The sequence below is a fragment of the Streptomyces sp. NPDC003379 genome (assembly GCF_053589195.1).
In genome coordinates this window covers 73,090-93,101 of the sequence record NZ_JBSFRK010000019.1, presented here as the reverse complement: position 1 = coordinate 93,101, position 20,012 = coordinate 73,090, and the positions used below count along the sequence as shown (strand labels likewise).

At 72.2% G+C, this 20,012-nt stretch carries 18 protein-coding genes; 12 read left to right on the top strand and 6 right to left on the bottom strand.

From position 1 onward, the window contains the following. The first annotated feature begins 18 nt into the window (after positions 1-18). The gene (locus tag ACWDVB_RS20535; RefSeq protein WP_451514756.1) at positions 19-1,350 is read left to right on the top strand and encodes a hemolysin family protein; all 1,332 of its coding nucleotides are present in this window, start codon (positions 19-21) and stop codon (positions 1,348-1,350) included. Beyond that, positions 1,347-2,360, top strand: a complete 1,014-nt coding sequence (locus ACWDVB_RS20530; RefSeq protein WP_451514757.1) for a hemolysin family protein — start codon at positions 1,347-1,349, stop codon at positions 2,358-2,360. Before ACWDVB_RS20535 ends, ACWDVB_RS20530 begins: the two co-directional genes overlap by 4 nt. Here the strand turns inward: ACWDVB_RS20530 and ACWDVB_RS20525 are convergent, their stop codons facing one another. Continuing rightward, positions 2,361-2,621, bottom strand: a complete 261-nt coding sequence (locus ACWDVB_RS20525; protein WP_451514758.1) for a holin — start codon at positions 2,619-2,621, stop codon at positions 2,361-2,363. It abuts the gene before it with no gap. Between the two features lie 135 nt (positions 2,622-2,756). On the opposite strand from ACWDVB_RS20525, the gene ACWDVB_RS20520 reads away from it, so the two are divergent. The 3 genes from ACWDVB_RS20520 to purB all read left to right on the top strand — a co-directional run bounded on the left by ACWDVB_RS20520 (position 2,757) and on the right by purB (position 5,725). After that, on the top strand, positions 2,757-3,536 hold the full coding sequence (locus ACWDVB_RS20520; protein WP_451514759.1) for an SGNH/GDSL hydrolase family protein: 780 nt from the start codon (positions 2,757-2,759) through the stop codon (positions 3,534-3,536). A 127-nt stretch (positions 3,537-3,663) separates the two neighbouring features. Then, entirely contained in the window at positions 3,664-4,185 is a 522-nt protein-coding gene (locus ACWDVB_RS20515; RefSeq protein ID WP_451514760.1) for an ATP-binding protein, read from the top strand. 97 nt (positions 4,186-4,282) lie between these two features. Continuing rightward, positions 4,283-5,725 carry an adenylosuccinate lyase gene (gene purB, locus ACWDVB_RS20510; protein ID WP_451514761.1) on the top strand — a complete coding sequence of 481 codons (1,443 nt, stop codon included), beginning with the start codon at positions 4,283-4,285 and terminating at the stop codon, positions 5,723-5,725. Between the two features lie 63 nt (positions 5,726-5,788). Here the strand turns inward: purB and lysA are convergent, their stop codons facing one another. Both lysA and ACWDVB_RS20500 read right to left on the bottom strand, forming a co-directional pair. Further along, complete coding sequence (lysA, locus tag ACWDVB_RS20505) at positions 5,789-7,120, bottom strand: diaminopimelate decarboxylase (RefSeq protein WP_451514762.1); 1,332 nt, start codon at positions 7,118-7,120, stop codon at positions 5,789-5,791. Next, positions 7,108-7,527: an SAV_915 family protein gene (locus ACWDVB_RS20500; protein WP_451514763.1), complete on the bottom strand. Its 420-nt coding sequence runs from the start codon at positions 7,525-7,527 to the stop codon at positions 7,108-7,110. Before ACWDVB_RS20500 ends, lysA begins: the two co-directional genes overlap by 13 nt. 480 nt (positions 7,528-8,007) lie before the next feature. Between ACWDVB_RS20500 and ACWDVB_RS20495 the strand changes: the two genes are divergently transcribed. The 5 genes from ACWDVB_RS20495 (at position 8,008) to ACWDVB_RS20475 (ending at position 15,064) form a co-directional block, all read left to right on the top strand. Beyond that, positions 8,008-8,796 carry a GNAT family N-acetyltransferase gene (locus ACWDVB_RS20495; RefSeq protein ID WP_451514764.1) on the top strand — a complete coding sequence of 263 codons (789 nt, stop codon included), beginning with the start codon at positions 8,008-8,010 and terminating at the stop codon, positions 8,794-8,796. Positions 8,797-8,935: 139 nt separating this feature from the next. Beyond that, positions 8,936-10,783, top strand: a complete 1,848-nt coding sequence (locus ACWDVB_RS20490; RefSeq protein WP_451514765.1) for a methylmalonyl-CoA mutase family protein — start codon at positions 8,936-8,938, stop codon at positions 10,781-10,783. Next, positions 10,783-12,984 carry a methylmalonyl-CoA mutase gene (gene scpA, locus ACWDVB_RS20485; protein ID WP_451514766.1) on the top strand — a complete coding sequence of 734 codons (2,202 nt, stop codon included), beginning with the start codon at positions 10,783-10,785 and terminating at the stop codon, positions 12,982-12,984. The genes ACWDVB_RS20490 and scpA overlap by 1 nt, the downstream gene beginning before the upstream one ends. A 13-nt stretch (positions 12,985-12,997) precedes the next feature. Continuing rightward, positions 12,998-13,990: a methylmalonyl Co-A mutase-associated GTPase MeaB gene (meaB, locus tag ACWDVB_RS20480; protein WP_451514838.1), complete on the top strand. Its 993-nt coding sequence runs from the start codon at positions 12,998-13,000 to the stop codon at positions 13,988-13,990. Between the two features lie 21 nt (positions 13,991-14,011). Continuing rightward, complete coding sequence (locus tag ACWDVB_RS20475) at positions 14,012-15,064, top strand: enoyl-CoA hydratase/isomerase family protein (protein WP_451514767.1); 1,053 nt, start codon at positions 14,012-14,014, stop codon at positions 15,062-15,064. A 25-nt stretch (positions 15,065-15,089) separates the two neighbouring features. Here the strand turns inward: ACWDVB_RS20475 and ACWDVB_RS20470 are convergent, their stop codons facing one another. Then, positions 15,090-15,563, bottom strand: coding sequence for a hypothetical protein (locus tag ACWDVB_RS20470; protein WP_451514768.1), 474 nt, complete (start codon positions 15,561-15,563; stop codon positions 15,090-15,092). Between the two features lie 159 nt (positions 15,564-15,722). Between ACWDVB_RS20470 and ACWDVB_RS20465 the strand changes: the two genes are divergently transcribed. Next, a complete protein-coding gene (locus ACWDVB_RS20465) occupies positions 15,723-16,880 on the top strand; it encodes an ROK family transcriptional regulator (RefSeq protein ID WP_451514769.1) in 1,158 nt (385 codons plus the stop codon). A 78-nt stretch (positions 16,881-16,958) separates the two neighbouring features. Here ACWDVB_RS20465 and ACWDVB_RS20460 read toward each other — a convergent pair whose 3' ends face one another. After that, on the bottom strand, positions 16,959-17,720 hold the full coding sequence (locus tag ACWDVB_RS20460; protein WP_451514770.1) for a GntR family transcriptional regulator: 762 nt from the start codon (positions 17,718-17,720) through the stop codon (positions 16,959-16,961). Positions 17,721-18,026: 306 nt separating this feature from the next. Further along, on the bottom strand, positions 18,027-18,917 hold the full coding sequence (gene sigJ / locus ACWDVB_RS20455; protein WP_451514771.1) for an RNA polymerase sigma factor SigJ: 891 nt from the start codon (positions 18,915-18,917) through the stop codon (positions 18,027-18,029). A gap of 190 nt (positions 18,918-19,107) precedes the next feature. Here sigJ and ACWDVB_RS20450 point away from each other — a divergent pair, with 190 nt between their 5' ends. Next, the gene (locus ACWDVB_RS20450; RefSeq protein WP_451514772.1) at positions 19,108-19,938 is read left to right on the top strand and encodes an alpha/beta fold hydrolase; all 831 of its coding nucleotides are present in this window, start codon (positions 19,108-19,110) and stop codon (positions 19,936-19,938) included. The last annotated feature ends 74 nt before the right edge of the window (positions 19,939-20,012 follow it).

Genomic DNA, 20,012 nt, shown 5'->3' with positions numbered 1-20,012 from the left:
TGGGAAGGAGGTGACCCGATGACCGAAGTGCTCCTGCTCCTCGCGGCGGTGCTGCTCTGTGTGGCCTGCGGTGTCTTCGTCGCGGCGGAGTTCTCCCTCACCACGGTCGAGCGCGGCGAGCTCGAACGGGCCGTCGAGCGCGGCGAGCGCGGCGCCGCCGGCGCCCTCAAGGCCGCCAAGAACCTCACGTTCCAGCTCTCCGGCGCCCAGCTCGGCATCACCGTCACCAACCTGGTGGTCGGCATGGTCTCCGAGCCCTCGATCGCCAAGCTCATCTCGGGCCCGCTGCGCGACCTCGGTCTCCCCCGGTCGGCGGCGTCCTCGGTGGCCCTGGTCATCGGTACGGCGCTGTCGACGGTCTTCCTGATGGTCATCGGTGAGCTGGTCCCCAAGAACTGGGCGATCTCCTCGCCGCTCGCCGTCGCCAAGCGCGTGGCGACGCCGCAGCGGCTGTTCAGCGCCGCGTTCCGGCCGTTCATCGCCCATCTGAACAACACCGCGAACCGTTCCGTACGCCGCTTCGGCATCGAGCCCGCCGAGGAGCTGGCCTCCGCGCGCGGCCCCAAGGAGCTCGTGGCCCTGGCCCGGCACTCCGCCAAGGAGGGCGCGCTGGAGGCGGACACCGCCGAGCTGTTCGTACGCACGCTGAACCTCGCCGACCTCAGCGCGGAGAACGTGATGACGCCGCGCGTCCAGGTCATGGCCCTCGACACCCACGCCACCTGCGAGGACGTCGCGAACGCCACGCGTGCGACCGGCCTGTCCCGCTTCCCCGTCTACCGCGGCAACCTCGACTCGGTCGTCGGCGTCGCCCACATCAAGGACGTGCTCGCCGTGCCCGCCGAACGCAGGCCGCGTGTGTCCGTCGCCGAACTGATGCGCGAGCCGCTGCTCGTACCGGAGTCGCTGACCGTCGACCGCCTCCTCGACCGGCTCTCGGGCAAGCGCACGATGGCCGTGGTCATCGACGAGTACGGCGGCACCGCCGGGGTCGCCACCCTGGAGGACATCGTCGAGGAGGTCGTCGGCGAGGTGCGGGACGAGCACGACCCGCACGAGACGCCCGACATCGCCTCCGCGGGCAAGGACGACGACGGCAGGACGCTCTACTCCGCCGACGGCGCGGCCCGCACCGACCAGCTCGCGCGGGTCGGCCTGCGGGCGCCCGACGGGCCGTACGAGACGCTCGCCGGGCTCGTCGCGACCGAACTCGGCCGCATCCCGGCCGTCGGCGACAGCGTCGACGTCGGCGGCTGGCGGCTCGACGTCACGGACGCCGCCGGGCACCGCGCCGCGCGCGTGCTCCTGCACGCCCCGCCGACCGCAGACGAGGCGGAGGACGCCCGATGATCGCCATCCAGTTGCTGATCGGTTTCGCGACGCTCGTCGTCAACGCCTTCTTCGTGGGCGCCGAGTTCGCCCTCATCTCCGTACGCCGCAGCCAGATCGAACCGCACGCCGAGGAGGGCGACAGGCGCGCCAAGAGCGTGATGTGGGGCCTCAAGCACGTGTCGGCGCTGCTGGCGGCGGCGCAGCTGGGCATCACGCTGTGCACGCTCGTCCTCGGTGTCGTCGCGGAGCCCGCCATCGCGCATCTCCTTGAGCCGGTGTTCGACGGGGTCGGAGTGCCGCACGGTCTGGTGCACCCCATCTCCTTCGTCATCGCGCTGACCGTGGCGACGTATCTGCACATGCTGCTCGGCGAGATGATTCCCAAGAACATCGCGCTCGCCGAGCCGGTGCGCACGGCGCTGATGCTCGGCCCGCCGCTGGTGGCGCTCGCACGGGCGCTGCGCCCGGTGATCTTCGCGATCAACGCGTTCGCCAACGGTCTGCTGAAGCTGTTGCGGGTCGAGGCCAAGGACGAGGTCTCGGCGAGCTTCTCGGACGAGGACCTGGCCCGCATGGTCAAGGACTCCAGCGCCGCCGGTCTGATCGACGGCCGCGCGCAGGAGCGGCTGCACGACGCGCTGGAACTGGGCCGGCGCCCGGTCAGGGACGTGGTCCTGCCGCTGGAGGACGTGGTCTACGCGCGCGTGGGCGTCACTCCGGAGCAGTTGGAGAACCTCTCGGCGGAGTCCGGGTTCTCCCGCTTCCCGGTCGTCGACGAGGGCCGTCGGATCGTCGGCTATCTGCACGTCAAGGACGCCCTGGACCGGGCGCCGCGGGATCTGCCGTTCCGGGTCCCGGACATGCGGAAGATCGCCCAGGTGCGCGAGACGACGCCGCTGGACGACGTGCTGACCGCGATGCGGGGCAGCCGTACGCATGTGGCCGCGGTGCTCGGCTCCGACGGCAGACTCGCCGGGATGGTCACCATGGAGGACGTGCTGCGGGAGCTGTTCGGCCAGACCGCGTAGCTACCCCGCCGGGGCCCTGGGCGCGTCGGTGCGTTCCGGAGTCGGTTCCTCCGTGATGCCGGGGCCTGCCGCCCCGGCCTCCGAGGCGCCGATCGCGGTCAGGACGGCGAGGACCGCCGCCAGACCGGCCGTCGCGAAGGCGGCGCCCCAGGCGACGTCCAGGAGGCTGGTCGCCCCGGCGACCAGGACGGCGGCGAGCGCCTGTGCGAAGGTGCGGATCGCACGTTCCGCCGTGGCTTTCCAGAAGGCTGCGGTCCACATGGCGTACTCGCTCTCTCGGGACGACGGTTTGCCCATGGCATACCGCCGCCGGGGCGCGCTGCACAGATCGCGCGCGCCTCGGCTTCGTCCGCCGCCTGCTCCACGGGCGGCGGGCGGGTTACCATCGCTTCCGCCATGCAGATGAATGCCAACTACACCAGTCTCGTCGCGGTCGGCGACTCCTTCACCGAGGGCATGTCGGACCTGCTGCCCGACGGCAGCTACCGCGGCTGGGCCGACCTCCTGGCCGCACGGATGGCGGCGCACAGCCCCGGCTTCCGCTACGCGAACCTCGCGGTGCGCGGCAAGCTCATCGGCCAGATCGTCGCCGAGCAGGTGGACGTGGCGGCCGCGATGCAGCCCGACGTCATCACCTTGGTGGGCGGGCTCAACGACACGCTGCGCCCCAAGTGCGACATGAACCGCGTACGTGACCTCCTCGAAGAGGCCGTCGAACGCCTGGCGCCCTCCTGCAAGCAGCTCGTCCTGATGCGCAGTCCGGGCCGGAACGGCCCGGTGATGGAGCGGTTCCGTCCGCGCATGGAGGAGCTCTACGCCCATATCGACGACCTGGCGTCCCGGCACGACGCGGTGGTCGTGAACCTGTACGGCGCTTCGGTCCTCGGCGACCAGCGCCTCTGGGACGTGGACCGGCTGCACCTCACGGCGGAGGGGCATCGCAGGATCGCCGAGGCCGTCTGGCAGTCCCTCGGCTACCCGCCCGAGGACGACTGGCAGACCCCGCTGTCCGCGGCCGTGCCGCTGAACTGGGCCCGGCGCCGCGTCGCCGACGCCCGCTTCGCCCGGCAGCACCTCATGCCCTGGATCGGCCGCCGCCTCACCGGCCGCTCCTCCGGCGACGGCCGCCCGCCGAAGCGTCCCGAGCTGCTGCCCTACGACGGCCCGCTGCCGTAGCGGCACGGCTGAAAGGCCACTCGGGGACGACGGGCCACTCGCGGGAGCGGCCTGATACGCGGCCGGAAGCCGTACCGGATCTCCGCCGTGCCTGTTCCCGCGGCCCGCACAGCGCTAGCGTCGGCGCATGATCGTATGGCTCAACGGCACCCACGGCGCGGGCAAGACCACGACCAGCGCACTCGTCCAGCCGCTCCTCCCTGATTCGCGGGTGTTCGACGCCGAGAAGGTCGGCGAGACGCTCATGGACATCACGCCCGGGCTGCCCGGGACGGACAACTTCCAGCACTGGCCGCCGTGGCGGCCGCTGGTCGTCGAGACCGCCCGCCGCGTACTCGACTACACCGGCGGCACCCTGGTGATGCCCATGACCGTCCTGGTCGAGCGGTACTGGCGCGAGATCAGCGCGGGTCTCGCCCGACATTCCATCCCGGTGAGGCACTTCGTCCTCCACGCCGACCAGGACACCCTCCGCGGGCGCATCGAGGGGGACACCCTTCTCGGCCCCTCCCCCTTCCGCCTCACATACCTCGAGCCCTACGCCGAGGCGGCCCGCACCTGGCTGCACGGCGAGGCCGAGGTCGTCGACACCACGCACCTCACGCCCGCCCAGGCCGCCCTGCGGATCGCGGAGGCCGTCAGGAGCTGATGCCCGCCCGCCCCATGAAAACGGCGTCTGACCTGTAGGTTCCTACATCACGAAGATGGTTCGGAGCCCGTATGGACGCCCGGTAAACTCCGTACACGTGACTGCCGCGCCTGCAAAGCCCCGTATCCCGAACGTCCTCGCGGGACGTTATGCCTCCGCCGAGCTCGCCACCCTCTGGTCGCCCGAGCAGAAGGTGAGACTGGAGCGTCAGCTCTGGCTCGCCGTGCTGCGCGCGCAGAAGGACCTCGGTATCGAGGTCCCGGACGCCGCCATCGCCGACTACGAGCGCGTCCTCGACCAGGTCGACCTGGCCTCCATCGCCGAGCGCGAGAAGGTCACGCGCCATGACGTGAAGGCCCGTATCGAGGAGTTCAACGCCCTCGCCGGGCACGAGCACGTGCACAAGGGCATGACCTCGCGCGATCTCACCGAGAACGTGGAGCAGCTGCAGATCCGGCTCTCCCTGGAGCTGATCCGCGGCCGCACCGTCGCCGTCCTCGCCCGGCTCGGCAAGCTCGCCGGCGAGTACGCCGAGCTGGTCATGGCGGGCCGCTCCCACAACGTCGCCGCGCAGGCGACGACGCTGGGCAAGCGCTTCGCGACCGGCGCCGACGAGCTCCTCGTCGCCTACCGCCGCCTCGACGACCTCCTCGGCCGCTACCCGCTGCGCGGCATCAAGGGCCCGGTCGGCACCGCCCAGGACATGCTCGACCTGCTCGGCGGCGACACGGACAAGCTGACGGAGCTGGAGGACCGTATCGCCGGGCACCTCGGCTTCGACCGCGCCTTCACCTCGGTCGGCCAGGTCTACCCGCGCTCCCTGGACTACGAGGTCGTCACCGCGCTGGTGCAGATCGCCTCCGCGCCGTCCTCCCTCGCCAAGACGATCCGGCTGATGGCCGGGCACGAACTGGTCACCGAGGGCTTCAAGCCGGGCCAGGTCGGCTCGTCCGCGATGCCGCACAAGATGAACACCCGCTCGTGCGAGCGCGTCAACGGCCTCACCGTCATCCTGCGCGGCTACGCCTCGATGACCGGCGAGCTGGCGGGCGACCAGTGGAACGAGGGTGACGTCTCCTGCTCGGTCGTACGCCGGGTCGCCCTGCCCGACGCGTTCTTCGCGCTCGACGGCCTCCTGGAGACCTTCCTGACCGTGCTCGACGAGTTCGGCGCCTTCCCGGCGGTCGTCGCGCGCGAGCTGGACCGCTACCTCCCCTTCCTCGCCACCACCAAGGTCCTGATGGCCTCGGTGCGCGCGGGCGTCGGCCGCGAGGAGGCCCACGAGGCCATCAAGGAGAACGCGGTCGCCTCCGCGCTCGCCATGCGGGAGCAGGGCGCCGAGCACAATGAACTCCTCGACAAGCTCGCCGCCGACTCCCGCATCCCGCTGGACCGCGCGCAGCTCGACGAGCTGATGGCCGACAAGCTGTCCTTCACGGGGGCGGCGAGCGACCAGGTCGCCACGGTCGTCGCGCGGATCGAGACGCTCCTCAAGCAGCACCCGGAGGCCGCGGCGTACACGCCGGGCGCGATCCTCTGACGGTCATGTCGCGTACGGCGGCCCCGGGGCGAGACGCCCCGGGGCCGCCGTGTTCCACAGGCTTCACAGACCTATGTCCCTGCTGCGGAAGTCCGCCAGTGACTCGCGGCGGACCAGCAGCCTGGCGTGCCCGTCGGCCACCGCGACCACGGGCGGCCGGCCCACGAGGTTGTAGCCGGACGCCATCGACAGGTGGTAGGCCCCCGCGACGGGGACGGCGAGCAGATCCCCCGGCCGTACGTCGCCGGGGAGCGGGACGTCCGAGGCGAGGATGTCGCCCGCCTCGCAGTGCCGCCCGACCACCGTCATCGGCTGCGGCCCGGACATCGAGCGCCGGCCGATCAGGCGGGGCGCGTAGCGCACTCCGTACAGGGCGGGCCGCGGGTTGTCGCTCATGCCTCCGTCGACCGCTACGAAGGTCTGCCCGCCGGTCCGCTTGACCGCGAGGACCCGGTAGAGCGCCACCCCGGCGGGGCCGGCGATCGCCCGCCCCGGCTCCACGACGAGCCGCGGCACGGGCAGGCCGGCCGCCGCGCAGCTCCCGGTCAGTTCGGTACGCACCTTGCGGGCGAGGGAGGCGATGTCGAGCGCGTCCTCGCCCGGGCGGTACGCGATGCCGTGTCCACCGCCGAGGTCCAGTTCGGGGAGGGTGATCCCGTGCTGGTCCTTGACGCGTGCCATCAGCCCGACCAGGCGCCGCACCGCGCACAGGAAGGGCTTCTCCGTGGTGATCTGCGAGCCCAGGTGGCAGTGCAGGCCCACCAGTTCGAGCGTGGGCTGGCCGACTATACGGGCGATGGCGTGCTGCGCCGAGCCGTCGGTGAGGGAGAGGCCGAACTTCTGGTCGTCCGTGCCCGTCCGGATCTTGACGTGCCCGCCGGCCGCGATGCCCGGCACGACCCGGACCATCACCTTCTGGCGGCTGCCCGGCGGCACGGCGGCGGCCAGGCGTGCGATCTCCGACGCGCTGTCGATGACGATCCGCCCGACCCCGAGCCGCAGCGCGGCCCGCAGGTCGTCGGGGCTCTTGGCGTTGCCGTGCAGGACGATGCGGTCCGCGGGGAACCCGGTGGTGACGGCGAGCTCCAGCTCCCCGGCCGAGCAGACATCGAGCCCGAGGCCCTCCTCGTCGATCCAGCGCGCCATCGCACGGCACAGGAACGCCTTGGCGGCATAGAGCACTTCGGCGCCCTCGAAGGCACGCAGGTAGCCGCGGCAGCGTGCGCGTACGTCGCCTTCGTCCAGGACGTAGGCGGGCGTACCGAAGCGCTCGGCGACCTCGGAGAGCGACACTCCGCCGACGGCGAGATCGCCGTGGGCGAGGGGTGTGGCGGACGCGGGCCAGATGGACAGGCCACTGTCGGGCGTGGTCCGCCTCGTCCTCAGCCGATCCACAGGGCCACCGCACCCACCAGCGCCGCCGCGCCGCTCACCCGCAGCGCGCCCACCGCTCGTGCGTCCCGCTCGCGCCACGCAGTGGCGTAGCGCTCGCGCGGCCGGGCCGGCGCGGGGCCGACGGGGTGTGTGGCCAGGCGGGGGTCGACGGTGATGCCGTTGACGCCGAGCGGCGCGACAAGGGCACGGAGTGCCGGTTCGGAGAGCCTGATCCACACCTGCCGGGAGCCGAGCACGGCGCTCAGGCGCTGCGGTGTGGTGAAGGCGACGGCGGTGCGCCCGCCGACGGGTGTGCGGAACAGGCGGGCCACGCAGCCCGCGGGTCCCGGCCGGACGGGGACGTAGAGCGGCCCGGCCGGGCCGGGTTCGCAGGGCTCGGGATCCTCGCCGCACAGAAGCTCTGCCATGAGGTTCCTCCGGTGGAGAGAGAAGGTGTACGGAGACGTTATGCCCGGCACGGAGTGCCAACCGCTCGTCGATAACGCGACGTTGACGCGTCAGCCTCCCTCCCTGACGCGACACTGGCGCGCCGCCGCCCCGGCCATCAGGGCCGCGTCAACGCCGACGAGGCCCTCTTGAGCCGCCGTACGCGGGCCAGTTGGATGACGAGAGGGGACATATGCGGGCCAGTTGGAGAGGCGGGGAGATGGGAACCCGGGGTGAGGCGGCCGACGACATGAGTTCGGTCCGCGACCGACGGCTCGCCCCTTCTCGCGCACATGCGGTCCGAAATTCACTCGAAGGTCTCACCACAGTCCCACCCAGATCCGACCGAAGTCCCACCGCGACCCCACCGATGTCGTATCGGGGCCTCACCAATGTCCCACCGAGACCCCACCACTGTCCCACCGAGGCCCCACCAATGTCCTACTCCGGAGGAGCGGCTCATGATCCAGATTTCCCCGCACCGTCTGACCGCCGCGCCCCGCTGGTTCACCGCCGGGGCCCCCGGGCCCGCATGCCTGCCCGAACACGTCGCCGCCACCGGGGTGGGCGCCTGGTGGGGCGACCGCGCGCTGAGACCGCGGGCCGTGGCGGTCTCGTGCGCGGGCCACGTGCTGCTGAGCGGTGACCCGGGAGGCGTCGACCCGGCCTCCCTGGCCCCCTTCGCGCACAGCCAGGTCGAGGCACCCGCCCGCTTCCTGCCGGTGCTCGGCGCCGCCTTCGACCGGGTCGCCCCGGCCGAGCGCATGGTCTACGTACACCGCGAGCCGGTGGCCCCGCCGCGTCCGCCGCGCGGTGTGACCGTCCGCCGACTGTCGCCCGACGACGCTCCCGCACTCATCGACCTCTCCCCCGACTCGGCCTGGGTCCACACCAGTTGGGGCGGCCCGGCCGAACTCGCCGCTTCGGGGCACGGCTGGGCCGCGTTCGACCGGGGCGGCCGGATCGCCGCCGTCGCCTGCGGCTACTTCGTGGGCGACGCGTATGAGGACGTGGCCGTGCTCACCCTGCCCGAGCGCCGCCGCGAACACCTGGCGGCGGCCTGTGTCACCGCCCTGTGCGCGGACATCACCGCGCGCGGCCGCACCGCGAGCTGGTCGTGCGGGCGCAACGACCGGCCCAGCCGCCTCCTCGCCTGGAACGCGGGGTTCCGGTTGCACCGCGAGTACGTCCGGTACGCCACCGGGAACCCTGTCGCGCGACCTCAGTCCGCACCCCGCGCCTCCGCGTGAGCCGGCGCCGCGCCGGTACACCGGGTGCCCCCGCACGTCCTAGCCGCCCGCTCGTTCGAGATCAAGAGCGATCAGAAGAGGGCAAGGTCACAGCGCTTGATGGCACCGCGTGCCATGGGTTGCGCCCTAGCATCGGGGCATGACGGTCCTGCCTGACGACGGGCTTTCCCTGGCCGCCGAGTTCCCTGATGCGACCCATGAGCAGTGGCACCGCCTTGTGGAAGGCGTGCTGCGCAAGTCGGGTAAGGACGTATCGGACACGGCCGCAGAGGAAGCGCTGTCCACCGCCCTGGAGGACGGGCTCACCACCCGCCCCCTGTACACCTCCCGTGACGCCGCGCCCGCCGCCGGCCTCCCCGGTTTCGCCCCCTTTGTACGGGGCGGCACACCCGGTGGCGCCACCGCCACGGGCTGGGACGTACGGCAGCGGCACGTGAGCGCCGACCCGGCCCGCGCGAACGAAGCCGTGCTCGCGGACCTGGAGAACGGCGTCACCTCGCTGTGGCTGGGCGTGGGCGCGGGAGGCGTACCGGTGTCCGCCCTGGCGCGGACGCTGGACGGCGTCTATCTGGACCTGGCCCCGATCGCGCTCGACGCGGGCGCCGAGTACGGCCCCGCGGCGCGCGAGCTGCTGCGGCTGTACGAGGCCGCGGGCGTTCCCAAGGAGTCGGCGCGCGGCACGCTCGGCGCCGACGTCCTCGGCCACGAGGCCCGTTCGGGCGAGGCATTGGACCCGGCGGAAGCCGTCGAGCTCGCACGGCTGTGCGGGCGGGAGTACCCATGGGTGCGGGCCCTCGCCGTGGACGCGCTGCCGTACCACGAGGCGGGCGGCTCGGCCGCGCAGGAGCTGGGCGCCTCCCTCGCCACGGGCGTCGCCTATCTGCGGGAGCTGACCGCGGCCGGGCTGTCGGTGGAAGAGGCCTGCGCGCAGCTGGAGTTCCGCTACGCGGCGACCGCCGACCAGTTCCTGACGATCGCCAAGCTCCGTGCGGCGCGCCGCCTTTGGGCCCGCGTCGCCGAGGTGTGCGGGGCGGCCGCCGCGGGGGCGCAGCGTCAGCACGCCGTGACCTCGCCGGTGATGATGACGCGCCGCGATCCGTGGGTGAACATGCTGCGCACGACGGTGGCGTGCCTGGGCGCGGGCGTCGGCGGCGCCGATGCCGTCACCGTGCTGCCGTTCGACCACTCGTTGGGCCTCCCGGACGCGTTCGCGCGCCGCATCGCCCGCAATACGTCCACGATCCTCATCGACGAGTCGCACCTGGCCCGCGTCATCGACCCGGCGGGCGGTTCCTGGTACGTGGAGCGGCTCACCGACGAACTGGCCCACGCGGCCTGGGCGTTCTTCCAGGAGATCGAGCGTGCGGGCGGCCAGGCGGCCGCCCTGCGCTCCGGGATGATCGGCGGGCGTCTCGCCGGCACCTGGGCCGAGCGCAGCGCGAAGCTCGCCCGGCGCCGGGAACCGATCACCGGCGTCAGTGAGTTCCCGCTCCTGGCGGAGCGGCCCGTGGAGCGCGAGGCCGCACCGGCCGCGCCGACCGGCGGGCTGCCCCGGGTACGCCGCGACGAGGCGTACGAGGAACTGCGTACCCGCTCGGACGCGCACCTCGCGGAGACCGGCGCGCGCCCCAAGGTGTTCCTCGCCGCGCTCGGCCCCGCCGCCGCGCACACCGCGCGGGCCGCGTTCGCCGCGAACCTCTTCCAGGCGGGCGGCATCGAGGCCGTTCACGAGCCCGCGACGGTGGACGCGGCGACGGCCGCCGACGCCTTCGAGGCCAGCGGCGCGACGGTCGCGTGCCTGTGTTCCAGCGACGCGCTCTACGCCGAGCAGGCGGAGGCCGTCACCCAGGCGCTCAAGTCCGCGGGCGCGCGGCAGGTGTTCCTCGCGGGGCGCGGCACGTACGACGGCGTCGACGCGTACGTCTTCGCCGGCTGTGACGCCGTGGCCGTGCTCTCCTCCACCCTCGACCGCATGGGAGTGGCGTAATGCGCATCCCCGATTTCTCCTCCGTCGACCTGGGTTCCGGCGCGGGCGCGGAGGGCTCGTCCGAGCAGTGGCGCACCGCGGTGAAGGAGTCCACGGGCAGGTCGGAGAGCGACCTGCTGTGGGAGACGCCCGAGGGCATCGCGGTCAAGCCGCTGTACACGGGCGCCGACCTGGAGGGCGTCGACTTCCTCGGGACGTACCCGGGTGTCGCCCCGTATCTGCGCGGCCCCTACCCGACGATGTACGTGAACCAGCCCTGGACGATCCGGCAGTACGCGGGTTTCTCCACCGCCGAGGAGTCCAATGCCTTCTACCGCCGCAATCTCGCGGCCGGTCAGAAGGGCCTGTCGGTCGCCTTCGACCTGCCGACGCACCGCGGGTACGACAGCGACCATCCGCGCGTCACCGGCGATGTCGGCATGGCGGGCGTGGCGATCGACTCCATCTATGACATGCGTCAGCTCTTCGACGGCATTCCGCTGGACAAGATGACGGTGTCGATGACGATGAACGGCGCCGTGCTCCCCGTACTGGCGCTGTACATCGTGGCGGCCGAGGAACAGGGCGTACCGCCCGAAAAGCTGGCCGGGACCATCCAGAACGACATTCTCAAAGAGTTCATGGTCCGCAACACCTACATCTATCCGCCGAAGCCCTCGATGCGGATCATCTCCGACATCTTCGCGTACACGTCGCAGAAGATGCCGCGCTACAACTCCATCTCCATCTCGGGCTATCACATCCAGGAGGCGGGTGCGACGGCCGACCTGGAGCTGGCGTACACGCTCGCCGACGGCGTGGAGTATCTGCGGGCCGGGCAGGAGGCGGGGTTGGACGTCGACGCGTTCGCGCCCCGGCTCTCCTTCTTCTGGGCGATCGGCATGAACTTCTTCATGGAGGTCGCCAAGCTCCGGGCGGCGCGCCTGCTGTGGGCGAAGCTGGTCAAGCAGTTCGACCCGAAGAACGCCAAGTCACTGTCTCTGCGCACCCATTCGCAGACGTCGGGCTGGTCGCTGACCGCGCAGGACGTGTTCAACAACGTCACGCGTACGTGCGTCGAGGCGATGGCGGCGACGCAGGGCCACACCCAGTCCCTGCATACGAACGCCTTGGACGAGGCGCTCGCCCTGCCGACCGACTTCTCCGCGCGCATCGCCCGCAACACGCAGCTGCTGATCCAGCAGGAGTCGGGGACGACGCGGACGATCGACCCGTGGGGCGGCAGCGCGTACGTCGAGAAGCTGACGTACGACCTGGCACGCCGTGCCTGGCAGCACATCGAGGAGGTCGAGGCGGCGGGCGGCATGGCGCAGGCCATCGAGGCCGGCATCCCGAAGCTGCGCGTCGAGGAGGCCGCCGCGCGTACCCAGGCCCGCATCGACTCGGGGCGCCAGCCCGTGATCGGCGTCAACAAGTACCGGGTGGAGACCGACGAGCAGATCGAGGTCCGGGCGGTCGACAACTCCTCGGTGCGCACCCAGCAGATCGCCAAGCTGCGCCGACTGCGCGAGGAGCGCGACGACGCGGTCTGCCAGGACGCGCTGCGCGCGCTGACCGCGGCGGCCGAGCGCGGCTCGGGTCCGGGCCTGGAGGGCAATCTGCTCGCCCTCGCGGTCGACGCGGCCCGCGCGAAGGCCACGGTCGGTGAGATCTCCGACGCGTTGGAGAGCGTGTACGGGCGGCACGCGGGCCAGATCCGTACGATCTCCGGTGTGTACCGCACCGAAGCAGGCCAGTCCCCGTCCGTCGAGCGCACGCGCGCGCTGGTGGACGCGTTCGACGAGGCCGAGGGGCGCCGCCCGCGCATCCTGGTCGCCAAGATGGGCCAGGACGGGCACGACCGCGGCCAGAAGGTGATCGCCAGCGCCTTCGCCGACCTGGGTTTCGACGTCGATGTCGGTCCGCTCTTCCAGACCCCGGCGGAGGTCGCCCGCCAGGCCGTCGAGGCCGACGTGCACATCGTGGGCGTCTCCTCGCTGGCCGCCGGGCATCTGACCCTCGTACCGGCGCTGCGCGAGGAGCTGGCCGCCGAGGGCCGCGACGACATCATGATCGTCGTGGGCGGGGTGATCCCTCCGCAGGACGTCGAGGCGCTGCACGAGGCGGGCGCCACGGCGGTGTTCCCGCCGGGCACGGTGATCCCGGACGCGGCGCACGACCTGGTGACCCGACTGGCGGCCGATCTCGGCCACGACCTGTGAGCCGGTGAGCCCGCTGCCTGTGACCATCGACATCGACACGTATGTGAAGGGCGTCCTCGACGGGAAGCGCGCGTACGTCGCGCGCGCCATCACCCTCGTCGAGTCGACGCGACCGCAGCACCGTGCGCTCGCGCAGCAGTTGCTGACCGAGCTGCTCCCGCACAGCGGGCGGGCGCGGCGGGTCGGCATCAGCGGTGTGCCGGGCGTGGGCAAGTCCACGTTCGTCGACGCGCTCGGCACGATGCTCATCTCGCTCGGCCACCGGGTCGCGGTGCTCGCCGTCGACCCGTCGTCGACGCGCACGGGCGGCTCCATCCTGGGCGACAAGACGCGGATGGAGCGGCTCTCGCTGGATCCCGCCGCTTTCGTACGTCCGTCTCCCTCCGCCGGAACGCTCGGCGGAGTCGCCAAGGCGACGCGGGAGTCGATCGTGGTGATGGAGGCGGCGGGTTACGACGTGGTGCTCGTGGAGACCGTGGGCGTCGGGCAGTCGGAGACGACGGTCGCGAACATGGTCGACACGTTCCTGCTGCTGACCCTGGCCCGCACGGGTGATCAGTTGCAGGGCATCAAGAAGGGCGTCCTTGAGCTGGCGGACGTGATCGCCGTGAACAAGGCGGACGGGCCGCACGAGCGGGACGCGCGCTCGGCGGCGCGTGAACTGGCGGGCGCCCTGCGGCTGATGCACCCTTCCGACGCCGCCTGGACGCCGCCCGTACTCACGTGCAGCGCCCGCGAGTCGAGCGGTCTGGACACGCTCTGGGAGCGGATCGAGCAGCACCGCACGCTCCTCGAATCGACCGGCCGCCTCGCCGCCAAGCGCCGCGACCAGCAGGTCGACTGGACGTGGTCGATGGTGCGTGACGAGCTGCTCGGCAGGCTTCGGGACCACACGGACGTGCGGCGCGTCACCCCTGAGCTGGAGCGACGCGTCCGGGAGGGTACGTTGACGGCCACCTCGGCCGCCGAGCGGATCCTCGACGCGTTCCAGACGCGCCGCACGTGAATGAACGGAGCCACCCGCACCATGAACACCCCCCGCGACGACGCCCCCGTCCTGGTCCGCCGCGAGGGCCGCGCCGGGCACCTCGTCCTGAACCGGCCGCGGGCCATCAACGCCCTCGACCACGCCATGGTCCGGCTGATGGACGACGCCCTCACCGCCTGGCAGGACGACGAGTCGGTGGCGACGGTGGTGCTCACCGGCGCCGGGGAGCGCGGCCTGTGCGCGGGCGGCGACATCCGCTCCATCCATGACGACGTCCGAGCGGGCGGCGGGGCGGCCTCGGCCGCGTTCTGGCACGACGAGTACCGCCTCAACGCGCGGATCGCCCGCTACCGGAAGCCGTACGTCGCCGTCATGGACGGCATCGTGATGGGTGGCGGCGTGGGCGTCTCGGCGCACGGCAGCGTGCGGGTGGTCACCGAACGCTCGCGGGTCGCCATGCCGGAGACCGGCATCGGTTTCATCCCGGACGTGGGCGGCACCTATCTGCTGACGCGTACGCCGGGCGAGCTGGGCACACATCTCGCGCTGACGGCCACGGCCGTGGGAGCGGGCGACGCGGTGCTGTGCGGCCTCGCCGACCACTTCGTACCCTCCGAGCGCCTGGAGGAGTTCACCGCGGCGCTCGCCGACACCGAGGCGCCCGAGGCCGTACGGCGGTACGCGCGTCCGGTCCCGGCCGGTGAACTCGCCGCGCACCGCGAGTGGATCGACCACTGCTACGCCGCGGACACCGTCGAGGACATCGTCGACCGGCTGCACGCCTCCGGCGACCGGCACGCGAAGGAAGCGGCCGAGACGATCCTGACGAAGTCCCCGACCTCCCTGAAGGTCACGCTCGCCGCGCTGCGCCGGGCGCGTGAACTGCCGTCCCTGGAGGCCGTCCTCGCGCAGGAGTACCGCGTGTCCTGTGCCGCGCTCGGCTCGCCCGACCTTCCCGAGGGCATCAGGGCCCAGGTCGTCGACAAGGACCACAGGCCGCGCTGGTCGCCCGCCGGGCTTGAGCAGGTGACGGAGGCGGATGTGGCCCGCTTCTTCGAGGACGTCGACGTGCACGCCCCGCGCCGGCGGTGACGCGTCGTCGCGGCGGCGGCAGGGCTCAGGGCGGGTCGATCTCGGTGACCACGGCCAGGAGTTGGAAGGGCAGCTCCTTGTCCCACTGCGCGACACCGAGGGCGATCCAGCGGCCGCCCACCTGCCACAGGTGCAGATCCGGCACGGACGAGCTGAGCTGGGCCCACGGCTCCGGTATCTCCTCGGCCTCGGCCCCGCCCCGGCCGTCGGTCCCCAACTCCGCGTCCACGGCACGCTCGAAGAGGCTCGCCAGGCTGAACCTCTGGGGCGGCCCCCAGCGGTCGGTGAGGAGGACCGTCAGGCCGTCCCGCTCGGCCTCGTACTGCTCCTCGGTGGTGTGCCACCGCGTGCCGTCGTCCTCCCAGAAGGTGTCGCTCGTCAGTAACTCGGCGATGTGGTACCCCGGACCCTCGGAGCCGCACTCCGACCTGCCGTGCTCCGCGGGGAACTCCCGTGAGCGCAGCAGGTCGATCGCGGCGAAATGCTGTGCGGTACTCATGAAGCCCAGTAAAGCGGGCGCCACTGACAATCGGTCATACGGACTCCGTCCGGCCCGCATGACGGCCGTACGCAGGGTGAATGCGGGCCCGGCACTCGCCGCTGCCCCGTCCTACGAGTACGATCCGGCCATCATGCGCGCGAGCTGGAAGGACGTACGTTGGGGCAGCTGACCGGCGGGGACCCCTCTCTGTTGCGGCGGATCAACTCCGCGGTGGTGCTGCACGCGCTGCGCGCCACGGACTTGGCGACGCTCACGGAGATCACCCGCGTGACCGGGCTCTCCCGGCCCACCGTCGAGGGGGTCGTCGAGGGGCTCATCGAGGCCGGGCTCGTGGTGGAGTCCGCGGCCGAGGACAGCGGTGCCCGGCGCCAGGGGCGGCCCGCGCGGAAGTTCCGCTTCCGGGCGGAGGCGGGTCATCTGCTGGGCCTGGAGATCGGGCCGCACCGGGTGGCGGCCGTCCTGTCGGACCTGGACGGCAAGGTCCTCGGCACGGCGTCGAAGGACGTCTCCGAAGAGGCCCCGGCGGACGAGCGGCTCGAACGGCTGCGCACCACGGTCGCCGATCTGCTGCGCCGCGCGGGGATCGCCCGCAGCTCGCTGCGCGCGGTCGGGGTGGGCAGCCCCGGCATCCTGGAGGCGGACGGCACGGTGCGGCTGAGCACGGCGCTGCCCGAGTGGACGGGGCTCCAGCTCGGCGAGCGGCTGCGCCGTTCGTTCAAGTGCCCGGTGCTCGTGGAGAACGACGCCAACGCGGCGGCCGTCGCCGAGCACTGGAAGGGCGCGGCGACCGACATCGACGACGTGGTGTTCGTCCTCGCGGGTCTGAGCCCGGGAGCCGGGTCGCTGATCGGCGGTCGGCTGCACCGCGGGTACGGCGGCGCGGCGGGCGAGATCGGCGCGCTGCATCTGCTGGGCCGTGAGGTCACTCCGGAGACGCTGCTGTCCACCACGGGAGAGCCGCTGCACCCGCTGGACGAGCAGGCGGTCGCCGAGGTCTTCGCGCATGCCCGGGAGGGCGACGAGCGGGCGCGGGCGGCCGTGGAGCGGTTCATCCAGCGCCTTGTGCACGACGTGGCGGCCCTGGTACTGGCCCTCGATCCCGAACTCGTCGTCGTGGGCGGTTGGGCGGCCGGCCTGGACGGCGTGCTGGAACCGCTGCACCGGGAGCTGGCGCGCTACTGCCTGCGGCCGCCCCGCGTCGCGCTGTCGGTGCTGGGCGAGGCGGCGGTGGCGACGGGGGCGCTGCGGCTTGCGCTCGACCACGTCGAGGAGCAGCTGTTCGCCGTGGAGGGCACCGTCACCGCTCGCCGTTGAGGGACGCGCCATGCGGTGCGGAGCGTTGCCGACGCTGTCCCGGCGGGAGCCCTTGAGGGCGCCGCCGGGAGGCGCTCGTCAGGAAGCGCGGCGCTCCGGGCCGTGGTGGATCTCCACGCCGACGGAGTCCCCGAAGGTGAGCCGGCAGGTGTCCGCGCGGTAGGTCGCCACGGAGACCGCGGCCGTGCGGCCCTCGGCGAAGAAGCGGGTCGTCACGACGAGGACCGGCGCTCCCGGGAGCCGGTCGAGCGCCTTGGCGTCGTCCGCGCGGGCCGAGCCGAGCTCGACGGCCCTGTCCTGCCCTTCGAGGCCGAGCCGTGCCAGTTCGCGCAGGACCACACGCGCGCGGGCGGCGCCGGACGGGGCGTCCATGCCGGTCAGTTCGGCGACCGACGACGACGGGACGTACAGCAGTTCGGCGGCGACGGGCTGGCCCTGCGAGACACGGGTGCGGCGCACCGTGTGGACCTGCTCCTCGGGGAAGGTCTCCAGCATGCGGCCGACGGCCGCGGGCGGGACCGCCGGAACGCAGTCCGCGGGCTGCCAGGCGTCGCCGACCGCGCCCGGCCATGTGCCCTGCGCGGACCCGACGGCCACGCCCATCCGCGGCGGAGCCACGGTCGTACCGACTCCGCGGCGGCGCTGGAGCCGGCCTTCCAGTTCGAGCTGTTCGAGTGCCTGACGGAGCGTGGCGCGGGCGACGCCGAAGCGGGCGGCCAGTTCTCGCTCGTTCGGCAGGATCTCTCCCACGGCGAACTCGGAGTCGAGCGCCTCACTGAGCACGGTCTTGAGGTGCCAGTACTTCGGCTCCGGCACCGTGTCGAGCTGCGTGGTCCCCACCCTGTCCTCCGCAATCGCCGTTCAACGGCGGCGTTTTAGCGCCCTTGTTTATTAAAGGTTCCTGCACTATCCCTGCGACCATAGGCCCGCACCCACCCTTGGTCAAGACCAATCCTCGATCCGTTACAGCCCGCACAGGAGTGATGCCACAGAGCATTCACATGGAGTTCGCACGGGGCCAAGCAGGCGTAACCGGCCACGCGCGCGTGGAGGTGCGTCGAAATTCCTCAGAAAGAAGCCCCCACCGGCCGGTGGGGGCTTCTTTCTGAGGAATTATGCGGTTTCGCTCGCCTTTTCTGTGCGGTACTACCGGGCGAGCGACACAAGCTTGTCCGGATTGCGGATGATGTAGATCTTCTGGATACGACCGTCGACAACGTCCACCTGGAAGACGCTGTCGGGCTTGCCGTCGGCCAGCATGAGCAGGGACTCGACGCCGTTGAGTTCAAGGAACCGGAATTCCAGCTCGGCGCCGGGCGTGACGCCCTTGGCCGCGACGCCGTGCAGGAAGCGGCCCACCTTGTCGGCGGTCTCCACGACGCGCAGCGGGGCCTTGGCCTTGCCGCCGCTGTCGCCGACCAGCCGGACGTCCGGGGCGAGCATGGACATCAGCCCTTCGAGGTCGCCTTCCGTCGCCGCGGCCAGGAACCGCTCGGTCAGGTCGCGGCGCTCGGCCGGGTCCACCTCGTAGCGGGGGCGGCCCGCCTCGACGTGCTTGCGGGCCCGTCCGGCGAGCTGGCGCACGGCGGACTCGCTGCGGTCCAGCGTGAGCGCGATCTCGGCGAACGGGAACCCGAAGGCCTCCCGCAGCACGAAGACGGCGCGCTCCAGGGGCGAGAGGGACTCCAGGACGACGAGGACCGCCAGGGAGACGGACTCGGCGAGCACGGCCCGCTCGGCCGTGTCGGGAACGGTCGGGCCGAAGTCGGTGACGTAGGGCTCGGGGAGCCAGGGCCCCACGTACGCCTCGCGCCGGGACTGCACATGGCGCAGCCGGTCGATGGCGAGGCGGGTGGTGACGCGCACCAAATAGGCACGCGGTTCGCGCACTTGGCCGTGGTCTGCGGCGGACCAGCGCAGCCAGGCTTCCTGGACGACGTCCTCCGCGTCGGCCACCCGGCCGAGCATGCGGTAGGCGACACCCATCAGGACGGGGCGGTGCTGTTCGAAGAGGTCGGTCACGCTGTCGGTAGCCACCCCTCCATCCCAGCTCACGGGGCATCCGCTGTCCAGAAGGAAACGATGCGGCGCACAGCACATGACCGGCCGGTCGGCACGGACAGGCGGTCAGCCTCTTGAAGTGGGGCCTACTGAGCGGTAATTGTTGCTGACAACGTGTCTAACGTATCTGAGGAACCGTCGCCCCGCGGCGGGGACAGGAGCAGTCATGGCCGCAGAGGTGTCCTTCAGCGTCGCGTCGCCCAGCGGCCCGCTCCCCGTGACGATCGCCTACGAACGCTCGGGCGCGGGCGAGCCGTTGCTGCTCCTGCACGGCATAGGCCACCACCGCCAGGCCTGGGACCCGGTGGTGGACATCCTGGCCGCCGAGCACGACGTGATCGCGGTGGACCTGCCGGGCTTCGGCGAGTCGCCCGCGCTGCCGGACGGACTGACGTACGGCCTCCCGACGGTCGTGCCGGCGCTCGGCGCGATGTGTGACGCCCTGGAGATCGAGCGCCCCCACGTCGCGGGCAACTCCCTGGGCGGGCTGCTCGCCCTGGAGCTCGGCCGCGAGAAGCTCGTGCGCTCCGTCACCGCGCTCTCGCCCGGCGGCTTCTGGTCGGCCGCCGAGCGCAGGTACGCGTTCGGCACGCTGCTCGCGATGCGGCAGGGCGCGCGCCTGCTGCCGCTGCCGGTGATCGAGCGGCTGTCCGGCACCGCGGCCGGGCGCGCGGCGCTCACCAGCACCATCTACGCCCGCCCCGGGCGCCGTTCACCGGATGCGGTCGTCGCCGAGACGCTCGCGCTGCGCCATGCCACGGGGTTCGGTGCGACGCTGACGGCCGGGCGGGAGGTCCTCTTCCGCGACGATGTGACGGGCCTGCCGGTCACCGTCGCCTGGGGCACCCGGGACCGGCTGCTCCTGCGGCGCCAGGGAATCCGCGCCAAGCACATCATCCCCGGCGCGCGGCTCGTGCGGCTGCCCGGCTGCGGTCACGTCCCGATGAACGACGACCCGGCCCTGGTCGCCCGCGTCATCCTCGACACCTGCCGCTGACGGGCGCCCGCGCAGCACACCGGAGCCCACCGCCACTCCGACACCGACGAGCGCGCTGCCGACGGCCTGGGCGG